Source organism: Mycobacterium sp. Dal123C01 (assembly GCF_052566995.1).
The window spans coordinates 1,541,391-1,558,491 of sequence record NZ_CP199580.1 but is presented as its reverse complement, the minus strand read 5'-3'; the positions used below and the strand labels follow the sequence as shown (position 1 = coordinate 1,558,491).

Here is a 17,101-nt window from a genome sequence, read left to right as displayed (position 1 = left end):
GGGATATCAGGGGCTCATGGTGAGTCCGCAGGCATCGGCGCTGTTTCGTGTTTGAGCCATTGGGCGAATGTGTGCAGCCCGAATTCCAACTCGATGAACCCATCATCAGCAACGGTGTAGGGAGCCGGTCCGGATTGCACTAGTGCCTTGGTGGCGAACTCGAGCCTGACGGGGCGCACGGCTCTTTGTGTGCACTCCGTGATCTCACCCAACCTGCGCGGCCTTGGGCGGGGTGGATGCAGAACTGCTGCGGGGGGACGGGTCCGGACAACCCAGTCCAGCATGCTGACAAGATCCTCGACGTGCAGGGGATGAACGAGCGTGGCTGGATCGTCGGTTAGGAGAAGTGAGCGTCCCAGGACGGCAGCAAAGACGAGGATGCCAATCCGGGATTGCGGTGAACACCCGGGACCGTAGAGATCACCGATCGGAAGTAACTGTCGTTCTGCGGTGTTCCACGCCACCGCGATCTCGCCGGCACCAGTGGAGTGTGGCTGGACATTGTCGAGATCGAAGACGACATCGCAGGCGAGGCCTTTCTCGGTGATTGCCATGACCTGCCAGCCATGGTCACGGAGCCCACGAATCACGTAATCCGCAAGCGGGCCTGCCCCTCCACCGATACCGATCCGCACAGGTAGGGCGCCCGCGGCAGACGTGGTCCCACCGCGCATCTGAGAGCCGAGTTGATCTCCGGCCTGAAGCCCTCGTTCTGCGGTTTCTGCCAGCGCGTCGCGGAGCTCCTCGATTTCTCGTTCAGGTCGCTCATGGCACAGCCCCCCAGGACCGATGGTGCCCAACGCCGCGGACACCGTCGATCGATCAGGCGTCAGACGCGCGCCCGACACGACGGCTCCGATGTCGAGCTGACGCACCACGCCCAGCGCGAAACCGGTCAACCACACCTCCCGCGCGATCCCGGCGCCGGTCGCGGCGAACTCGCGGTCCAAGAGGACAGTCGGAATCCCGACCCCGCTCAGGTATCGCTCGGTCGGGACGTCGTGCCACCGGCCGGGGGCGGATTCCGTTACGAGCACCGAGCATTGCGCTCTGCCGTGCTTAATGAACGGGATCACGGACGGGCCGACAAGCCGCGAATCTTCCGTTGGCCCGGGAAGATCCTGCGCCGGCAAGCAGGAGGATCGACGTGGCCCGCGGAAGCCATTGCCCGCGATGCTTGCGATGTCGGCGTGTTCGGCCGCGTTGGGCACCGCGACGAAGCGGGCGATACCGGCCTCGCGCAGGTATTGGTGCATCAGGATGTCATCGGGCCAGTTGCTGAGGCGTCGGCGCGCAAAGTCAACGTATCCGGCCGCGACCTCACGTGGCAGCAACAGCACGGCACTGGGGGTGTATTCGCTGGCCGCGGTCGCCCAGCGGGTTCCGGCGAGTGCGCCGAGCCGAACGGTGCCACCGTTGCGCGAGTCCCACAGCGAGAAGAAGGAAAGTGCCGCCTCCGGCATCGCGGCCGCCGCTTTCCGGGCACGGTCGATGAGCCAGGGGGAAAGGATCATGTCGTCCTGCACAACGAGGTGATGGGTGGCGCTGGGGTCGACGGAACTCCAGGCGGCTAGCACCGTACGGAGGGTCGTGGGTGGACCGTCCGGCTCCGGATCCCACACGAGGGAGAACAATCCATCAGGCGCGTGGTCGACGAGGCGCCGAGCGAGCTCGGCCCGGCTGGGGTGAGCCAGCACGGAAGCGGTGAGCGTGATGTCCTCTCGCATAGAGAAATCCAATCGAGTCACACCAGTCCGGCGCACGATACCCAGGCGACCATCGCCATCAGGATTCCACCGTGAACACTGGGCCCTCACGGCCATGCACGGCGACCGGCTTGGCAATCGGATACTGCGCCAAAGCATCCCGAATTTCGCCGGCGCGGGCGCGAATGCTGCTCGATGGAAGACTATAGCGCCGCATACGCAGATGATGCTGCCGAGAGAACGTGTTGTCCCCGTGGTAGGTATAAAGATAAAGCAGCCCCACATCGCCCATCATGGCGACTTTCGCGTGCCGAAACAGGTCCACCGCCAGCTGCTCGTCCTCCCCGCAATGTGCATACTGTCCCGTCTCCGGGTAACGGAACCGGTCGTCGCGACGCATGACCATGGTTCCGGGCACAAGCGGAAGCTGTCGCTCTGGTCGCACGGACATGTCGAGCCAGTGCAGCACCCCGTCGGCTTCGAACAGATGCAGACTCCCGGACAGGAACACCGCGTCAGCGTCGGTCTCCAGGAGGTGATCCACCTGTCGAACCAGCCGGTCGGGGTGGCTGCAGTCGTCGTCGTCCCAAATGCAGACCAGATCGCCTCGTGCCTCGTCGAGCGAGATGTTGCGCAGCGCTCCTAGCTGTAGCTGGGGACCGGCGGCGATCAGCCGAGCGTGGGCTATCGGGGTCTGGTCGATGTGGCGCCGCACTTCATCTTGGTAAGCGCTGTCGCCCTGGCAGACGATCACCAGCTCTCGGTGCGGATACCGCTGGTTCTGGTAGCAGCCGATCGCCCGCTCAGCTAGCCGCAGTCGGTCCCTGGTGAGCATCAGGTAGCTAACCAGCGGCAGGCTGGCACTAGAGCTGCTCACGTCTTCTCCTGGTATCCGCCTGGCGACGGAAAACCTGTGAAAACTGTTTCTGTGCAACAGTTTACGGCCAGGACCGCTGCTGAAAACGCAGACAGATACTCGCTGGCTGGCTGAAAGCACACCACCTCGGGCATGGGCTTCAACACAGGCCGATGATGCGGGCGAGCTCGTCGCCATAACGATCGCGTCGGAAGCGCTGTGATGTCTCCACGGCACCGACAGCGAGTCTGTGCCGCAGATTCTCGTCCGACTCGAGCACGATTAGGTTGGCTGCGAGTGCGTCGGCGTCTCCGGCAGCGCTGAGAAGCCCGTTGACTCCTGGGTCGATGATCTCTGGCGTACCACCGGAGTTCGTCCCGCACACGGGCAACCCGGCTCTCATTGCTTCGACCGTGACGAGACCGAACGCCTCAGCGTCGCTACACATCAGGGCAACATGGGCGGCGGACCAGTAACGTCCGACGTCGCGGGTCGGTCCGTGAAGGCTCACGAGGTCCCGGACGCCGAGGCGTCGGGCAGACTCATAGGCCGGTTTCCTATCGCCTGGACCGATGAGGGTCAGCTGCATGTCGACACCGGCCTCTCGGGCAGCTGCGATCGCCTCGATGGCGAGGTGTTGGCCCTTGGATTCCTTGAACCGACCGACAAGGACAGCCCGCATGACCTCGCCGTCATGCCGCTCGGCCGGGGTTCCGGGTGCGGCCTCGATGGCCGGATAGAGCACATGGGTTTTCATCACTGGCTCCACGGCGACCAGAGCCTTCTCAACTGCTCGTGAAATGCAAATGACCGACTCCGAGAGCCGACCAATGAGACGGATGGTCCTGCGGTAGCCCAACAGGAATTTGAACCGGTGGTCCTCTTTGCCGAACTCGTCGACCATCCAGTAATGCGGGATACCGAGCAGTTTGGCAGCGACTGCGTACGAAGGAATGACCATCGTGTTGGTGATCACTGTTGTCGGACGCAGTCGCAGAATGAGGAAAACCGCCTGCGCAATGCTTACTAGGAGCAGGGCCATGCGAACGAGAATGTCAATGACCGTCAAGTGCTCGCCAGTAATCCACCAGGGTAATCGGGCAGACCTGGTCCGGACACCAAGCCGAGCGGCATGGGCGGCCAGTGGTCCCGCCCACGGGTATACCGCTATTGCGTCCAAGTTCCGCTGATACTCGCGCAGCGCCAGAACCATGTCGCGAAACATGATCTCGGCGCCGCCAGCGAAGTCACCTCCATGCGAAACCATCAAGACCCGGGGGCCACTGCTCTCTGCGGGCGGGGTTTGTGTCGCACGTAGTTGCATGAAAACGGCTCTGCGGCAGGCATTCAACAGAGCCACTTCCGGAGTATCCTTCACGCTGCTCGGTTACACAAATACCAAACGGGCAATCGAACACGAGGAGCGCCGGCTGTGGCCATCGAGCAGAGCGTGCTCGTGCTGGTGCTCACCAGCTCTCGCAGCCGCTCAAAGTTGACGAACCGGCTCGGTAATGCGTTCGAGCTAGTTCGTGGACCGCAGACTTCTCGGTAGGAAATCCGGGACCCGGATGGCAAAAGCCTCTTGCCAAGCCCCTGCGGCCTGGTATGACCAGGGGCGTGAAGGAAGTCGTGTTCGGGGAACTGGCACGCACGGTTATCACGCTGCCAACCGAAGTGGCGGGCGCATTCGCAGCAACCCAGGCGGCGCTCGCCATGCGCAGCGCCATTATCTGGGGCGAGCATTGCTCGGAATGCGCGTTCCCTTCCTGCTACTCCTCTTGCGAGTTCTACACCCCGCGCATCGACCTGCATTGCCGGCGCTTCACAGGCGGCATCGAGGCGGTCGAGGTCGGAAACTTCCCGGCGCTCGCTGGCCTCACGCGCATCGCCTTCCGCCGCTGGGGCAAGCTTGAGGGCTCAGGCCCGGCCGCCATGCAGGCAATGAAAACCGTGCATGTGCGTGAGCAGCGCGCCGCGCAATTCGATGCCTTGATGGCCGCGCTGCACATGCCACGCGCCATTGGTCTTAGGCTCGCGATTCGCCTCAATCAACGCCGCAAAGCCGCTGCCAGCCGCGTGAGCGATATGGCAAAAGATGAGGTGTTCATCGTCGAGGCGTATCTGGAGAAGCCCACAGGGATGTCCCTCACGCTTTCGATGATGCCCTGGGACAAGACAATCCATGGACTGTTCCAGACCCGCATCGCCCTGCGCCAGGGCTATAACCGCGCGGTAATTCCCGCGACCGCGATCGCTGCCACCACGCCCGTCAATGTGCCCTTCGCCATCCAGCTCGAGGTCGTGGGCGAGGTGCCGAACCAGCCGGTGATCTTCGGTCTCGTCGACTTCGCCACCCTCAACGCTCCGCTCGCGCAGCTGACAGGCAGGGGTGCGGGCTCCAGCAACAATGCGCTAAAGGCCAAGGCGAGCACCGCCAAATGCGTTGTGTGGGATCTCGATAACACTGTTTGGCGCGGCACGCTGGTTGAGGAAGGCGTCGGGGGTGTCGTGCTCAATGAAGCCGCCGCCGGCGCGATGCGGATGCTCGATGCGCGGGGCATCCTCAATTTCGTTGCCTCAAAGAACGACAAGCCGCTCGCCGAGGCGGCTCTGAAGCATTTCGGGCTCGATGAATATGTCCTCTACCCGCAGGTCGGCTGGGGCCCGAAGAGCGACGCGGTGCGTCGCATCGCCGAATTGGTCGATATCGGCCTCGACACATTCGTGTTCGTCGACGACGAGGCCTTCGAGCGCGGTGAGGTCTTGGCCGCCCACCCGAACGTGACTGTAATGACGCCCGACGACATCGCGGGTTTTGCCACCCACCCGCTGTTCGATGTGCCGGTGACGGAAGAAAGCAAGAAACGGGCCTCGATGTATCGCGACGCAGAAATGCGGCATCACACGGCCAACAGCACGGGCACGGATTATCTCGGCTTCCTGCGCTCGTGCGACATCGTGGTTGAAATCATGCCCGTCACCGGCGGGTCGGCCGAGCGGGTCTATGAACTCACCCAGCGCACCAACCAGCTGAATGTCACCGGCACCGGCTTCACGCGCGAGCAGGTGCGCGCCTTCATCGACGGCGACACCACGCGTGAAGGCTATGTGCTGCGCTGCCGCGACAATTTCGGCGCGTACGGAATCATCGGATTTTGTGTACTCGAGCCCGATAGCGTGACGATCGAGGCGTTCTTCATGAGTTGCCGCGTGCAACGTAAACGGTTGGAGCACTCATTTTTTCACTGGCTCGCGGCGCGCCTGTTGGCGCGCGGCGCGCGAGAACTGGCCATCGCTTATCGCCAGACGGCGAAGAACGCGGCGGCGGTCCAGATGTTCAACGAGCTTGGTTTTGCGTTGTGGGAATCTGCGCCCGGTGAAGGCCACTTCACTCGTGCCCTGGCGGACACTTGGACGGATGCCGACGTGGTGCGCATCGAAGAGGTCGCGGAGTGACGAGCGTTGTCAACGCCAGTCCATCTCAGTCGTCGCAGCACACGTGCGACAACAGGACCGTCAGCTAACCCGCCAGAATCGTTCGGGGATAGGCCGTTCGGGGCTGGTATTTTCGTAGATTTCGTCGAAGTCGAGGTGCAGCATCTGCGATCGGTAGCAACGCAATGCGGCCTTCTTCGACGCGGGGGGCCCATCGCCAAGCAACCCCAATTGAGGCGCATGTCCCCGGCCACGGATCAAATCAACAGCGGCCGCAGCGATTTGCGGTTCTTTCACGCTGTATGGCAGGTCTTCGTACAGCCATACTGGCACACTGAGTTTGGCGTGTAGGACGGCTTGGCGGACGCGTTCATGATCGGCGTTCTGCACACCTAACGGGCCGACGACGAATTCAGGCCGGTGGTGTTCGACCTGTTCGATGAGTGCGGCGGTCAAGTCTTCCACGCTGGCTGGCCCGTATTGCTCGTCGAGGAAGTTGAGATGGACTGGTGTCGCGTTCAGTTCGGCCAGCGCGTTCTCGTCCTCGGCTCTGCGGCTTTTAATTGCGTCGTGCGATGTCACGAATCCGCACCGGGCGTCCCACCACCTTGTTACCGGCGGGTCGGGCGCGCCAGCGAGCATGGTCACGACGACCGCGCCGGGCTGACCGGCGATGAATTCGCCGGCGGATAGCACCGCGTCGTCGAGGTGCGGTGACACAACTAGGACAGGCCTCATCGAGTTTAGGTTAGCTGTCAGCGATTCAGGTACGCGTGTTGGTGGGAGCCGCATGGGTAGTGGCGGCCTCGGCCTACGGATCACGCGGTCTGGTTAAGATACCTCTAAGGGTCAGATATTATCTTGCGCCGCAAACAGTTTCAGATAGCGGTCAGACGGTGGTAAAGCTCTTCGATACGACGGCTAATGTCGTTGCGTACTAACCGCATTCGTTCGATACCCTCGATGCCGCGCACGGACGGCTCATCGGTAACCCATGTCTCGACCTGTACGCCCGGCGCATCGACGTGGGCTTCACGGCCGAGCACGACTACTCGGTCCACACGCTGCAAAAGGTCGAGGTCGATGGGCTTGGGGTACTCGGCGGTCATGTCGACGCCGACCTCGGCGAGCGATTGCACCGACAGCGCATTGAGCGCCGCGCCGGGGTGAGTACCCGCTGAATGCACCTCCACCGCGTCGCCCGCGACCTTGCGCATGAGCCCGGCAGCCATCTGCGACTTGCCCGCGTTCTTGACGCAGACGAATAGCACGTTCGGCTTGGTGGTCACGGATCAGTCCTCGCGGCGATGTCGAACCGTCGACGCAGCGCGAGCGAGACATACACAAGCGCGACCAGCACCGGCACCTCGATCAGTGGGCCGACGACACCAGCGAGTGCCTGGCCGGACGTTGCGCCGTAGGTAGCGATGGCGACCGCGATAGCTAGTTCGAAGTTGTTTCCTGCGGCCGTGAACGCCAAAGTCGTTGTGCGCTGATATCCGAGGCCGAGTGCGGCGCCGAGCAAGTATCCGCCGCCCCACATCACGGCGAAGTACGCCAGCAGGGGCAGGGCGATCCGCGTTACGTCCCACGGATGCGAGGTGATCTGCGCGCCTTGCAGAGCGAAGAGGATGACGATGGTGAATAGCAGCCCGTAGAGCGCCCACGGCCCGACGCGAGGCAGGAACCGAGTCTCATACCAATCGCGGCCTTTGGTGCGTTCGCCGATCCGGCGGGACAGGTAGCCGAGCAGCAACGGCACACCGAGGAAGATCAGGACGCACTTGGCGATCTGCCAGGGCGAGACGCTGATGGTCGTCTGGTCAAGGCCGAGCCAACCAGGAAGCACCGACAGGTAGAACCAACCCAGGACGGCGAACATCACTACCTGAAACACGGAGTTGAGGGCGACCAGTACGGCGGCGGCTTCACGGTCGCCGCACGCGAGATCGTTCCAAATGATCACCATGGCGATGCACCGCGCGAGCCCGACGATTATCAGGCCGGTGCGGTATTCGGGCAGGTCCGGCAGCAGCAACCAGGCCAGGGCGAACATCAACGCCGGGCCGATAACCCAATTCAGCAGTAGGGACGCCGCCATCAACCTGCGGTCGCCGGTTATGGCGTCGAGGCGGTCGTAGCGGACCTTCGCCAACACCGGGTACATCATCACCAGAAGCCCGACAGCGATGGGTAGTGAGATGCCATCGACCTGCACCGCACTAAGCGCGCGGTCGAGGCCAGGTACCGCGCGACCCAAGAGCAGCCCCGCCGCCATCGCCGCGCCGATCCACACCGGCAAGAATCGATCGAGCGTGGAGAGCTTGCTGACAAGGGGTGCATGCTCGGTGGCAGCGGGTGCGGTCATTCGGCCACCTTTGGCCCACCATTGCATGCACAGGCGTCATCCTCGGCGAGTGCGGGATCAGAAGCGCCGAACGTGTCGGCGTCGGCCAAGACGGTGTAGACCTCCCATTTTTCGGCGTCGGGCGCGGTGACCCAGACCTTGTCCTGGGTGGCGAAGCAGCAGGTGGTGTTGATCTCCTCCTCGGTGAACAGGTCGGCATTGGCGAATCGGGCGATCTCAGCCCGCACAGCGTCACTGGAATCGACCTCGACGCCAAGGTGATTCAACGAGCCACCCTTGCCGGGGTTCTCGATCAGGACGAGCTTGAGAGGCGGTTCGGAGACAGCGAAGTTGGCGTAACCGGGCCTGACCTTCGCGGGCTCGGCCCCGAACAGTGTCCTGTAGAAGGCTATCGACGCTGCGAGGTCGTCGACATTGAGGGCGAGCTGGACGCGAGACACGAGAGAACACCTCCGAGGTGTGTGACATATGACGAAAAGGTTACGGGTCCTGTGTACTCCACCTTTTTGACTTATGTCAATATCCTCGCGAAGATGGGGGCATGCCCAAGACGCTGCCAGTGATCGACATGTCGCAGCCGGTCTGCTGCGCCCCGATGGCCGCTGGACCCGTCGACGAAGCGTCGGCGCTCGACGTGGCAATGCGGCTTAAGGCACTCGCGGACCCTGCGCGGGTGACGCTGATATCGCTGCTGTTCACCGCCGACCAGCCGTGCACGACTGGATCGCTTGCGACGGCGGTGGGGCTGTCGGTGTCCACCGTCAGTCATCACCTCGGGCAGCTCCGCACGGCCGGGTTCGTTGCTTCGGAGCGCCAGGGGATGAGCGTGCATCACACTGCCCGACGTGACTCGCTCACGGCCTTATGCCGAGTGTTGGACCCCAGCTGTTGTACCTGAAGGCAGCGCGACGCTAGTTGAGTCGCTGAATGTCGGGCACCGATTCTGATGGCTGGCGGGGTACCAGCCGGAGCCCTGACGCGATCCAGCCGACTTGGTCGGCATCATCGCGGACGAACGGCACGCGCACCCGGCCTAGGACGCCCTCATCCGTGGCGAGAAACGTGATCGGCGTCGGTGACTCAGACGCCGGCGGCACCAGCGCGGGCTGGTAGGTGTGCTGTTGTTGCAGCGGACGGCTGGTCGCAGTGAGTGCATCGTCGTTAAGCACCACCTCAATGGAGTTGCCCGGATCGGTGAATTGGCCGGCATATTGGGCCAATTCGTGCGTGGGCACCGTGATCGCCGGCACCTCCGCCGGGGCGAGGATGGCCCGCGGTATGCCGACTTTGCCGGCCAGCGAGGCCATTCCGGGGTAGCTGCTCAGCGCCGCGTCGAGGGTAGCCAGTTCGGCACAGACGCCGGCGAGCACATTGTTGACCATCAGCACCAGCGCGAATCGCTTCTCGGGGACGGCGATGAAGGTCGTGTGCTGCCCTCCGGTGTCGCCGTTGTGGATGATGACGCGCAGCCCATCGAGGTCTTGGACGAACCAGCCGTGCCCCATGCTCAGATCGAGTCCCGCAATGCCGATTGCGGGCTGCTGCATCCGCTGCAACGCCTGAGGCGACAACAGCGGCGCGTTGTCCATCGTCGGCTCACTCATGTGCATGCGGGCGTAGCGCAGCACGTCGCGACTGGTCGACCAGATGCCTCCGGCAGGGTTGATGCTGCGCGGCAACCACAAAGGGGTTTGCACCGCAACGGCATCGACGCCATTGATCTGCCCCGCATAGTGTCCATCGGCGTAGCGGCGGCCCAGCACGGCCGAGCGGTCCAGCAGGGTGTCGTGGGCTTCTAGCGGGTCGAAAACGAGCTCGGCCATGGCGGCGTCATAGTACGAACCGGTGACGACCTCGATTACTCGGCCGAGCAGAACGAAGCCGGAGTTGTTGTAGGAGAACCACTTTCCCAGCGGGAACACCTGGGGAAGCTCGGGCAGCCGCGTCGCAACGAAACGCGCGATGGCCTCGTCGTCCTCGCCGGTGTACGTGCCGTCGTCGCCGTACCAGCCCCCGCGGTGGGTCAGGAGATGCTCGATGGTCACCCCGGCCGCGGTGGTCTCGTCGGCCATTGTGAGGGCGGGCAGGTAGGTGCGCACGGGAGCGTCCAGGGCGACCTCTCCGCGCTCGACAAGACGCCAGACGGCGGTGGCCGTGTAGGTCTTGGTCAAGGACCCGATCTGGAACAGCGTGTCGGGTCCGACGGGCTGCAGCGTGTTCATGCTGGCCACCCCGAAGGCGGCGTGCTCCTCGCGGTCGCCGAACCAAACACCCACGGCTGCACCGGGAATACGGTGCTCTTTCATGGTGTCGACCAGCGCCCGTGCCACGTCGCCGAACGCCGCCGAGGCATCTGAGGGCAGCACCGGGACCGGGATACCACCGCCACGATCGGTGGCCGCTTGCACGGTGGAGACGCCTCTATCCGTCCTAGCAGTTCAAGGGCGGGGGCGCGTTACGCGGCATTGAGTCACGGTTGCAGAGGCCCGATTCTCCGTTCGGGGCGGGCGGGTGCAGGGTTGCAGTGATCGTTGGGGTTGGGCCCGGGGTGTTTGGCGGTGCGGGGTCTGCGTTGGCCATTGCCGCGGGCAGTCCCATAACAGCCATCCCCAAGCCACCGGCGAGAACGGCTCTGGCGGCCAATTTTTTCACTTTGGACGGCGTGGTGCGGTCGGGGTGATGCGTGGTGGTCATGATGTTTCCTTTTGTGGTTGCCGCCCGAGGTGGGCCGCCCGCCAGGTAGGACCACTCCCGCCAATCGGAAAGTATTCGACACTCTTTCCGGAGACCGTTCAGGGCGGAGCCGGAATTTCCGGCAGCGGGGGTGCGCCCAAACCTAGGTTGAGGCTATGCCGGGGGACGAAGGTATATCGCATTTCGTGGAATTCGAGGTGGCGGTAGCGACATCGAGCCTTGCGGGTGTGGACCCCGGCAAGCAGAGATGTCTACCCCGGGGCGGCCGACAGGGATTGGATAGCCGCGCCCAGTGAGTCCGCGGACGTCGCGGTGTCGCCGATGTACGGGTGGGTAAGTTCCACGACGAGGAACAGGTCGGTTGCTAGCAGCACGCCCACGGTCGCGACCAACACGTAGTGAATGCTGGGTTTCTCGACGCCGTATACGACGACGGAGCCAAGGACCAACCCGCTGAGCAGGAAGAAGACTGTCCACAGCGACCAGGGCATGCCGTTGTCACTGCGGGCCCGGAGCGTCCGTTCCGTACGTGCCTGACTGATCTTGTGAAGGGAATCGAAAGAGGTAGCGAGGTAAGTCTTTTGGGTATCGGTGCGCGGCTGAACTTGGTCGTATGCGGTGCGAAGACCCTGCAGCGCTTGGCCGGCCGCCGGGTAGGTATCGCCGTGTGCGACCAGCGGCCACTCTGTTACCGCCGCGCGTTCATAGGCCAGCAGCGCCCCGCGGATTCGGTCGCTGTCGGGTTTGTCGAACACGGTGAGGTCGCTGGCCATCTGTACTGCGGTCGCGCCCTCGGCCCGCATGTCGTCGTCCGCAGCGTTGTTCTGGCCCCACATCGCGGTAACGATGAAACCGGTGAAGAACGCGTACACGAAACCGACCAACATGAAGGCGAACTGTGTCACCTCGCTGCGCTCGTCGCCCCTGAGCGCGGGGAACCGACGCCGGACATATATCAGGGCTAGCACTGCTCCGCCCGCGATGAGGCCGTTGAGTCCGAGTAATAGCAGCCACGACGGGACGTTGCTCACCAGCCAAGCACTCACAAGCCACACTCCTCACGAGCATCGCGCCGGGGCCCACGATCTACGACGGGACGATCCTCCTCTATCTGCCGGTGCGTCGACAACTCAATCGGGAGGAAGCGCCGGAGTCGAAAAGGAAGTACGCGAGACCTGCGCCGGGCAAGCCCACGACGATCAGTGGCGCCGCCAGTGTGTTGCAGCTCCGGTTCAAGCCCACGACCCCGGCATATCTCGTCGGCGACCTCGTCGCCTGTCATTACTTGGGTCATCAATTTGCCTGGCTTTCCTAATGAGACAAGCGACAACAGCGGTACTGCGATGTGGGAGCCCCGGCCGAGGAACACGGCGCGTGTTCTGAGCTCCCGAAGCGGTGGTTATGTCGCCGGCGGAATGCTCTGCTCGTAACGAAAGATGTTGCGGGGATCGTATTTTGATTTAACTGTCCGCAGCCGGTCGAGGTTGGTGCCCCAGTACGCCGTGGCCCAATTAGCCATGCCGGCGTTCGGCACGTTCACGTAGGCGCCGGCTACGTAGGGCTGCAACGACGCGCTGAACTCCGCAATCCAGGCCAGTATTTGCGCCGTCAGCTGTTCATCGGCGGCCGGTCCACCGCGAACGCCCCAGCCGATACCGGGCTCGGCGTAGAACAGTGCGTCGCGATGGGCGAATGTCGAGCGACCGGCGGCCTCGCTGCTTTTGACCGCGCCGCCAAAGGCGTTGGTGAAGTAGTTGCAGCCCAGCGAAGGGGCTTTGGCCATGAACTGAGCGATCAGCTCGATCGCGGCGGCCGGGAAGGGTTCAATGATGAACTGCGAAGTGAACTTCCAGTTCGCGGGCTCCTCCGAAATGGGTATCTGGAAACCGGCGTAGGTGTCGGCCCAAGGTGCGGTTGCAGTGGTTACGTGAGGCTCTCCGACCGACAGGATCGGCCCCAGCAGTTCGGTCGCCTCGACGCCCGATCCTGAGCAGAGAGCGGCCAACAACTGGATTCCGCCTTGATCGATCTCGAGCTGGCTAGTGAGACGGCTGTCGGTGTTGGGCGCCGAGTGCTGCCACGCGTCGAAGACTTCACGTAGGTCGTCGAGACCTGTCCATGTCGCCGTCACATAGGTGACGTGGGGTAGCGGGTGAACCTTGTACGTCAGTGAGGTGACGACGCCGAAGTTGCCGTTGCCGGCGCCGCGCAGCGCCCACATGAGGTCCGGGTGGGAGGTGTCATCGACGGTGATCGCCTTGGCGCCGTTCACCTCGTCGGCCATCACGATCTCGACCGCCATCAGGTTGTCGCTTGCCATACCGAAGCTGCGGGTGAGCAGGCCGAAGCCGCCACCGAGGGTCGCGCCGACCAGGCCGACACTGCCTTCCGTTCCGGTCGGCGCCGCGAGTCCGTGTGCGCCGAGCGCGGTCACTGCCTCCAGTTGATTGAGCCCTGCCCCGACTGTCGCCAGACCTGAGGCCGCGTCGATCTGGGCCGACTTCAGCCCGCTGACATCGATGACCAGGCCGCCGTCGACACTCGACCAGCCCTCCAGGCTGTGACCGCCGCTACGCACTCGAACGGCGACATCGTTGTGCTGTGCCCATTCCAGGGCGTTGACGACATCTGTTGTGTTGCTGCAGAAGACGATGGCTTCAGGGTGGTGGGAGTGAAGATGGTTCCACCCGATACGCGCCGCTTCGTACCGGGGATCGCCGGCACCTACAACATCACCGGTGAGCCGGCTGGCGGGTGCTGTCATGTCTGTCACCTCGGCGATGCTTTGTCATTCGGTCTCCTGGCCTTGGCGTGGGCACAACTGTACGGGCGTTGCGGTCTTTGCCGAGAGGCAATTTGCAAATGTGTGGACGATCGAGGTGCTGCCGTAGATATCTCGAGTGAGACAGTCACGTCTCATATGAGATATCATCGTATCATGGCACTGGATCGTGAGGCTGTATTGCGCGTCGCAGCGGACTTCCTCGCTCGGCGGCCGAACGCCACTCAGGACGAGATTGCCGCGGCCGTCGGCGTGAGCCGTGCGACTCTGCATCGCTACTTCTCGGGGCGCGCGGCGCTCCTCGAGGCCCTTGACCAGTTTGCCACCGCCCACCTGCGTGAAGCGCTGAAAGCCGGTCGCGGACAAGATGACTCGGCCGCAGAGGCGTTACGGCGCTTGGTGGCGGCGTGCCAGCCGGTGTCTGGATACCTCAACCTGCTTTATACGCAGAGTCAGGATTTCGAGACCAATCAGCCCAAGGAAGCGTGGGCGGAAATCGACGCTGAGGTCAGGGAACTGTTCCTGCGCGGTCAGCGGGAAGGCGAATTCCGCCCCGACCTGAACGCGTTCTGGCTGACCGAGGCGTTCTTCAACCTGATGGCCGGCGCGGCGTGGGTGGTCTCGGTCGGGGGCGCCGGACGTCGGGAATTTACCGACATGGTCACCGACCTGCTGCTGCGCGGGGTGGGCCGGTCATGACTCGCGCTTGGCTGGCGCTGGGGGTGCTCACCCTTGGAGTGCTGCTGATCGGCGTCGATGGCACAGTGCTGGCTCTCGCGATCCCGTTCATCGGTAGGGATCTCGGGACGTCGGCAACGCAGGTGTTGTGGATCGGCGAGATTTACTCATTCGTGCTGGCCGGTCTACTCGTCACGATGGGCAGCCTCGGCGACCGTATTGGCCACAAGAAATTATTGCTTTGCGGTGCCACGGCTTTCGCCGTTGCCTCGGTGGCGACGGCATATGCGCCGACCGCTGGGCTGCTGATTGTCGCCCGGGCGCTGCTGGGTGTGGCCGGGGCAACGCTGGCACCGTCGACGCTGGCGTTGATCCGCGTCTTGTTTGAGCGGCCGAGGGAACGCAGTATGGCCGTGGGTATTTGGGCCGCGGCGTTTTCGGCGGGCGCGGTTTTGGGTCCGGTGATTGGCGGGCTGCTGCTGGAACATTTCTGGTGGGGCTCAGTGTTTTTGATCAACGTCCCGGTGAGCGTCGTGCTGTTAGCTGCCGGCGTCTTGCTGTTGCCGGAGCAACGCAACCCAATGCCTGGGCCTTGGGACATGTCCAGCGTTGGGCTGTCACTGATCGGCATGCTCGGACTCGTTTACGCCCTCCAGGAAGGGGGCGCACATGGGATCCGCGCTGACGTCGTGACCGTAGGGGTCGTCGGGCTCGCTGCCTTGGCGCTGTTCGTCCGGCGACAACTCACGCTGCCCGCCCCACTGATCGAATTACGCCTGTTCAGCAATCGCATATTCTCGACAGTGGTCGTCGCCAACCTGTTGGCGGTGCTTGGCCTATCGGGCGTGGTGTACTTCCTGTCCCAGTTCTTCCAGCTTGTGATGGGATACAGCCCGTTGAAAGCCGGGCTGGCTGAGCTCCCGGCGGCAGCGAGCGCGACCTTATTTGGCCTGGTCGCCGGGGTGGCGATTCGCTATTCGTCGCAGCGCGCGATTCTTTCGATCGGACTGGCGCTGGTTGGTTTCGCGATGGCGTCGTTCGCGCTGATCAGGCCGTCCACCGCCTATCCGCAGCTCGCCATCGCCCTTTTTGTCCTCGGCATCGGCCTCGGCCTGGCGTTCACCGCGGCCAGCGACGTCATCCTCACTAGCGTTCCGCCGGAGCGAGCAGGTGCCGCGGCCGCGGTGTCGGAGACCGGCTACGAGCTGGGCATGGCGCTCGGCATTGCGACACTCGGATCCATCGTGACGGGCGTGTACCACGCGCTGGCGATTCCGCCCGGTGCCTCGGACGCGGTCGCCTCGCATGCCGCGGACTCGTTACCCAGCGCCATCGAAGCGGCGAAGCAGCTTCCCGCCGACCAGGCGCTAGCCGTCGTGACCGCCGCAAAGAACGCCTTCAGCAGTGGCCTGGCCATCGCCTCGGGCATCGGTTCGGCAGTGTTGCTCGCGTCGGCAGCCGGTATCTGGATGCTGCTCAGGCCGCCAATGACGCCAGCACTTGCGGCCCTCGGGCCTTGGCCCAACGGTCAGCGTGCCAGCACTTTGAGCAATTCCTCGGCCAGCGGCCCAGCCGAGGCGGGGTTCTGCCCGGTGTAGAGATTGCGGTCCACGACGGTGAACGGCTTCCACATTTCATCCCGGACATAGTCGACGCCCAACTTGACCAGTTCGTCCTCGGCCGTTCCATGGCGCTTTTTCGAGGAGTCCGACCCCGTCCTCTTCGTCGTTAGTGATCGCAGTGACCCGATAGCCCGCGAAGGGTGATACGCCGTCGCGGCGGGTGGCCAGGATGGCGACCGGTGCGTGGGCAGACGATCGCCAGCGGCTTGCCCGACGCAAGGGCGGCGATGAGTAGCCGACCGGAGTCGACATCTCGCCACAGGTCTTCCATCGGGCCGTGGCCGCCGGGGTAATACACGGCGTCGTAGTCGTCCAAGCGGGCGTTGGCGAGTTGGATTGGCCTGCGCAGCTGTTCGGCGGAGCGCAGGATTCCTTCGAGTTGTTCGGCGATTTCGGCGCTGCCGGCCATCGACGGCCGCAAACTCATCGCGTCCACGTACGGCACCGTGCCGCCGGGCGTAGCCACCACGATTTCGTGGCCGGCCCGGGTGAGCGCGTCGTAGGGGGCCGCGAACTCTTCGGCCCAATACCCGGTCGGGTGTCTGGTGCCGTCCTTACAGTGTCCAGTAACTCGTTGCGCTGACGACAAACAGTATCTTGGCCATGGAGTCAAGATACTGTGTCGTCACCGCAACGCCGGCAACGCATCGAAACCACTTGTGCGCCTTGACAGTGCGCCCACGGCCTCGAGTGTGCATTCGGGGCGGGAATCGTGCACGCTGAGCGCCCTGATCGCACACTCGACACCGTCAACGCACACTCGGCGTGATGGCACTCAAGTCGCAGCGCCGCTAAAACCAGACTTTACGGCCGCCCACCGGACGTCCGACTGCCCCAAGGATCCACAACACCACACCAACAAGCACGAGGATGCCACCGAGCGTTTCCAGAATCGGGATTGCGGCGAAATACCCGATGACGACAAGGATGATGCCTAGGACTATCACGTCCTGCCCCTTT

Annotated in this window: 15 protein-coding genes and 1 pseudogene; 4 read left to right on the top strand and 12 right to left on the bottom strand. The window is 63.6% G+C overall.

Annotated elements, in window-relative coordinates; translation table 11 throughout:
* Nucleotides 1–14 precede the first annotated feature (14 nt).
* The 3 genes from ACTXG5_RS07405 to ACTXG5_RS07395 form a co-directional block, all read right to left on the bottom strand.
* Nucleotides 15–1,727, bottom strand: coding sequence for a hypothetical protein (locus ACTXG5_RS07405; protein ID WP_445163061.1), 1,713 nt, complete (start codon nucleotides 1,725–1,727; stop codon nucleotides 15–17).
* Nucleotides 1,728–1,785: 58 nt separating this feature from the next.
* Nucleotides 1,786–2,583 carry a glycosyltransferase family 2 protein gene (locus ACTXG5_RS07400; protein ID WP_445163060.1) on the bottom strand — a complete coding sequence of 266 codons (798 nt, stop codon included), beginning with the start codon at nucleotides 2,581–2,583 and terminating at the stop codon, nucleotides 1,786–1,788.
* Between the two features lie 139 nt (nucleotides 2,584–2,722).
* Nucleotides 2,723–3,466, bottom strand: coding sequence for a glycosyltransferase family 4 protein (locus tag ACTXG5_RS07395; protein ID WP_445163059.1), 744 nt, complete (start codon nucleotides 3,464–3,466; stop codon nucleotides 2,723–2,725).
* Nucleotides 3,467–4,179: 713 nt separating this feature from the next.
* On the opposite strand from ACTXG5_RS07395, the gene ACTXG5_RS07390 reads away from it, so the two are divergent.
* Complete coding sequence (locus tag ACTXG5_RS07390; RefSeq protein WP_445163058.1) at nucleotides 4,180–6,018, top strand: HAD-IIIC family phosphatase; 1,839 nt, start codon at nucleotides 4,180–4,182, stop codon at nucleotides 6,016–6,018.
* Nucleotides 6,019–6,078: 60 nt separating this feature from the next.
* On the opposite strand, the gene ACTXG5_RS07385 is transcribed toward ACTXG5_RS07390, so the two are convergent.
* From ACTXG5_RS07385 to ACTXG5_RS07370, 4 genes are all read right to left on the bottom strand, one after another.
* Nucleotides 6,079–6,735 (bottom strand): PIG-L deacetylase family protein, encoded by a 657-nt coding sequence (locus tag ACTXG5_RS07385; protein ID WP_445163057.1) that lies wholly within the window; start codon nucleotides 6,733–6,735, stop codon nucleotides 6,079–6,081.
* Between the two features lie 140 nt (nucleotides 6,736–6,875).
* Nucleotides 6,876–7,229 carry an arsenate-mycothiol transferase ArsC gene (locus ACTXG5_RS07380; protein WP_445164302.1) on the bottom strand — a complete coding sequence of 118 codons (354 nt, stop codon included), beginning with the start codon at nucleotides 7,227–7,229 and terminating at the stop codon, nucleotides 6,876–6,878.
* A 53-nt stretch (nucleotides 7,230–7,282) separates the two neighbouring features.
* A complete protein-coding gene (arsB, locus tag ACTXG5_RS07375) occupies nucleotides 7,283–8,365 on the bottom strand; it encodes an ACR3 family arsenite efflux transporter (RefSeq protein WP_445163056.1) in 1,083 nt (360 codons plus the stop codon).
* Nucleotides 8,362–8,805, bottom strand: a complete 444-nt coding sequence (locus tag ACTXG5_RS07370; protein ID WP_445163055.1) for an ArsI/CadI family heavy metal resistance metalloenzyme — start codon at nucleotides 8,803–8,805, stop codon at nucleotides 8,362–8,364. Before ACTXG5_RS07370 ends, arsB begins: the two co-directional genes overlap by 4 nt.
* A 101-nt stretch (nucleotides 8,806–8,906) precedes the next feature.
* Here ACTXG5_RS07370 and ACTXG5_RS07365 point away from each other — a divergent pair, with 101 nt between their 5' ends.
* Entirely contained in the window at nucleotides 8,907–9,263 is a 357-nt protein-coding gene (locus ACTXG5_RS07365) for an Rv2640c family ArsR-like transcriptional regulator (protein ID WP_445163054.1), read from the top strand.
* Between the two features lie 13 nt (nucleotides 9,264–9,276).
* On the opposite strand, the gene ACTXG5_RS07360 is transcribed toward ACTXG5_RS07365, so the two are convergent.
* The 3 genes from ACTXG5_RS07360 to ACTXG5_RS07350 all read right to left on the bottom strand — a co-directional run bounded on the left by ACTXG5_RS07360 (nucleotide 9,277) and on the right by ACTXG5_RS07350 (nucleotide 13,823).
* The gene (locus tag ACTXG5_RS07360) at nucleotides 9,277–10,773 is read right to left on the bottom strand and encodes a serine hydrolase (protein ID WP_445163053.1); all 1,497 of its coding nucleotides are present in this window, start codon (nucleotides 10,771–10,773) and stop codon (nucleotides 9,277–9,279) included.
* A gap of 537 nt (nucleotides 10,774–11,310) precedes the next feature.
* Nucleotides 11,311–12,105, bottom strand: coding sequence for a bestrophin-like domain (locus ACTXG5_RS07355; protein ID WP_445163052.1), 795 nt, complete (start codon nucleotides 12,103–12,105; stop codon nucleotides 11,311–11,313).
* Nucleotides 12,106–12,458: 353 nt separating this feature from the next.
* A complete protein-coding gene (locus ACTXG5_RS07350; RefSeq protein WP_445163051.1) occupies nucleotides 12,459–13,823 on the bottom strand; it encodes an FAD-binding oxidoreductase in 1,365 nt (454 codons plus the stop codon).
* Nucleotides 13,824–13,997: 174 nt separating this feature from the next.
* Between ACTXG5_RS07350 and ACTXG5_RS07345 the strand changes: the two genes are divergently transcribed.
* On the top strand, nucleotides 13,998–14,540 hold the full coding sequence (locus tag ACTXG5_RS07345) for a TetR/AcrR family transcriptional regulator (RefSeq protein WP_445163050.1): 543 nt from the start codon (nucleotides 13,998–14,000) through the stop codon (nucleotides 14,538–14,540).
* The gene (locus ACTXG5_RS07340; protein ID WP_445163049.1) at nucleotides 14,537–16,117 is read left to right on the top strand and encodes an MFS transporter; all 1,581 of its coding nucleotides are present in this window, start codon (nucleotides 14,537–14,539) and stop codon (nucleotides 16,115–16,117) included. The genes ACTXG5_RS07345 and ACTXG5_RS07340 overlap by 4 nt, the downstream gene beginning before the upstream one ends.
* On the opposite strand, the pseudogene ACTXG5_RS07335 reads toward ACTXG5_RS07340, so the two are convergent.
* A pseudogene (locus ACTXG5_RS07335) lies at nucleotides 16,048–16,746 on the bottom strand (type 1 glutamine amidotransferase domain-containing protein). The gene ACTXG5_RS07340 and the pseudogene ACTXG5_RS07335 sit on opposite strands and share 70 nt — an antisense overlap.
* A gap of 186 nt (nucleotides 16,747–16,932) precedes the next feature.
* A complete protein-coding gene (locus ACTXG5_RS07330) occupies nucleotides 16,933–17,088 on the bottom strand; it encodes a hypothetical protein (protein WP_267733058.1) in 156 nt (51 codons plus the stop codon).
* Between the last annotated feature and the right edge of the window lie 13 nt (nucleotides 17,089–17,101).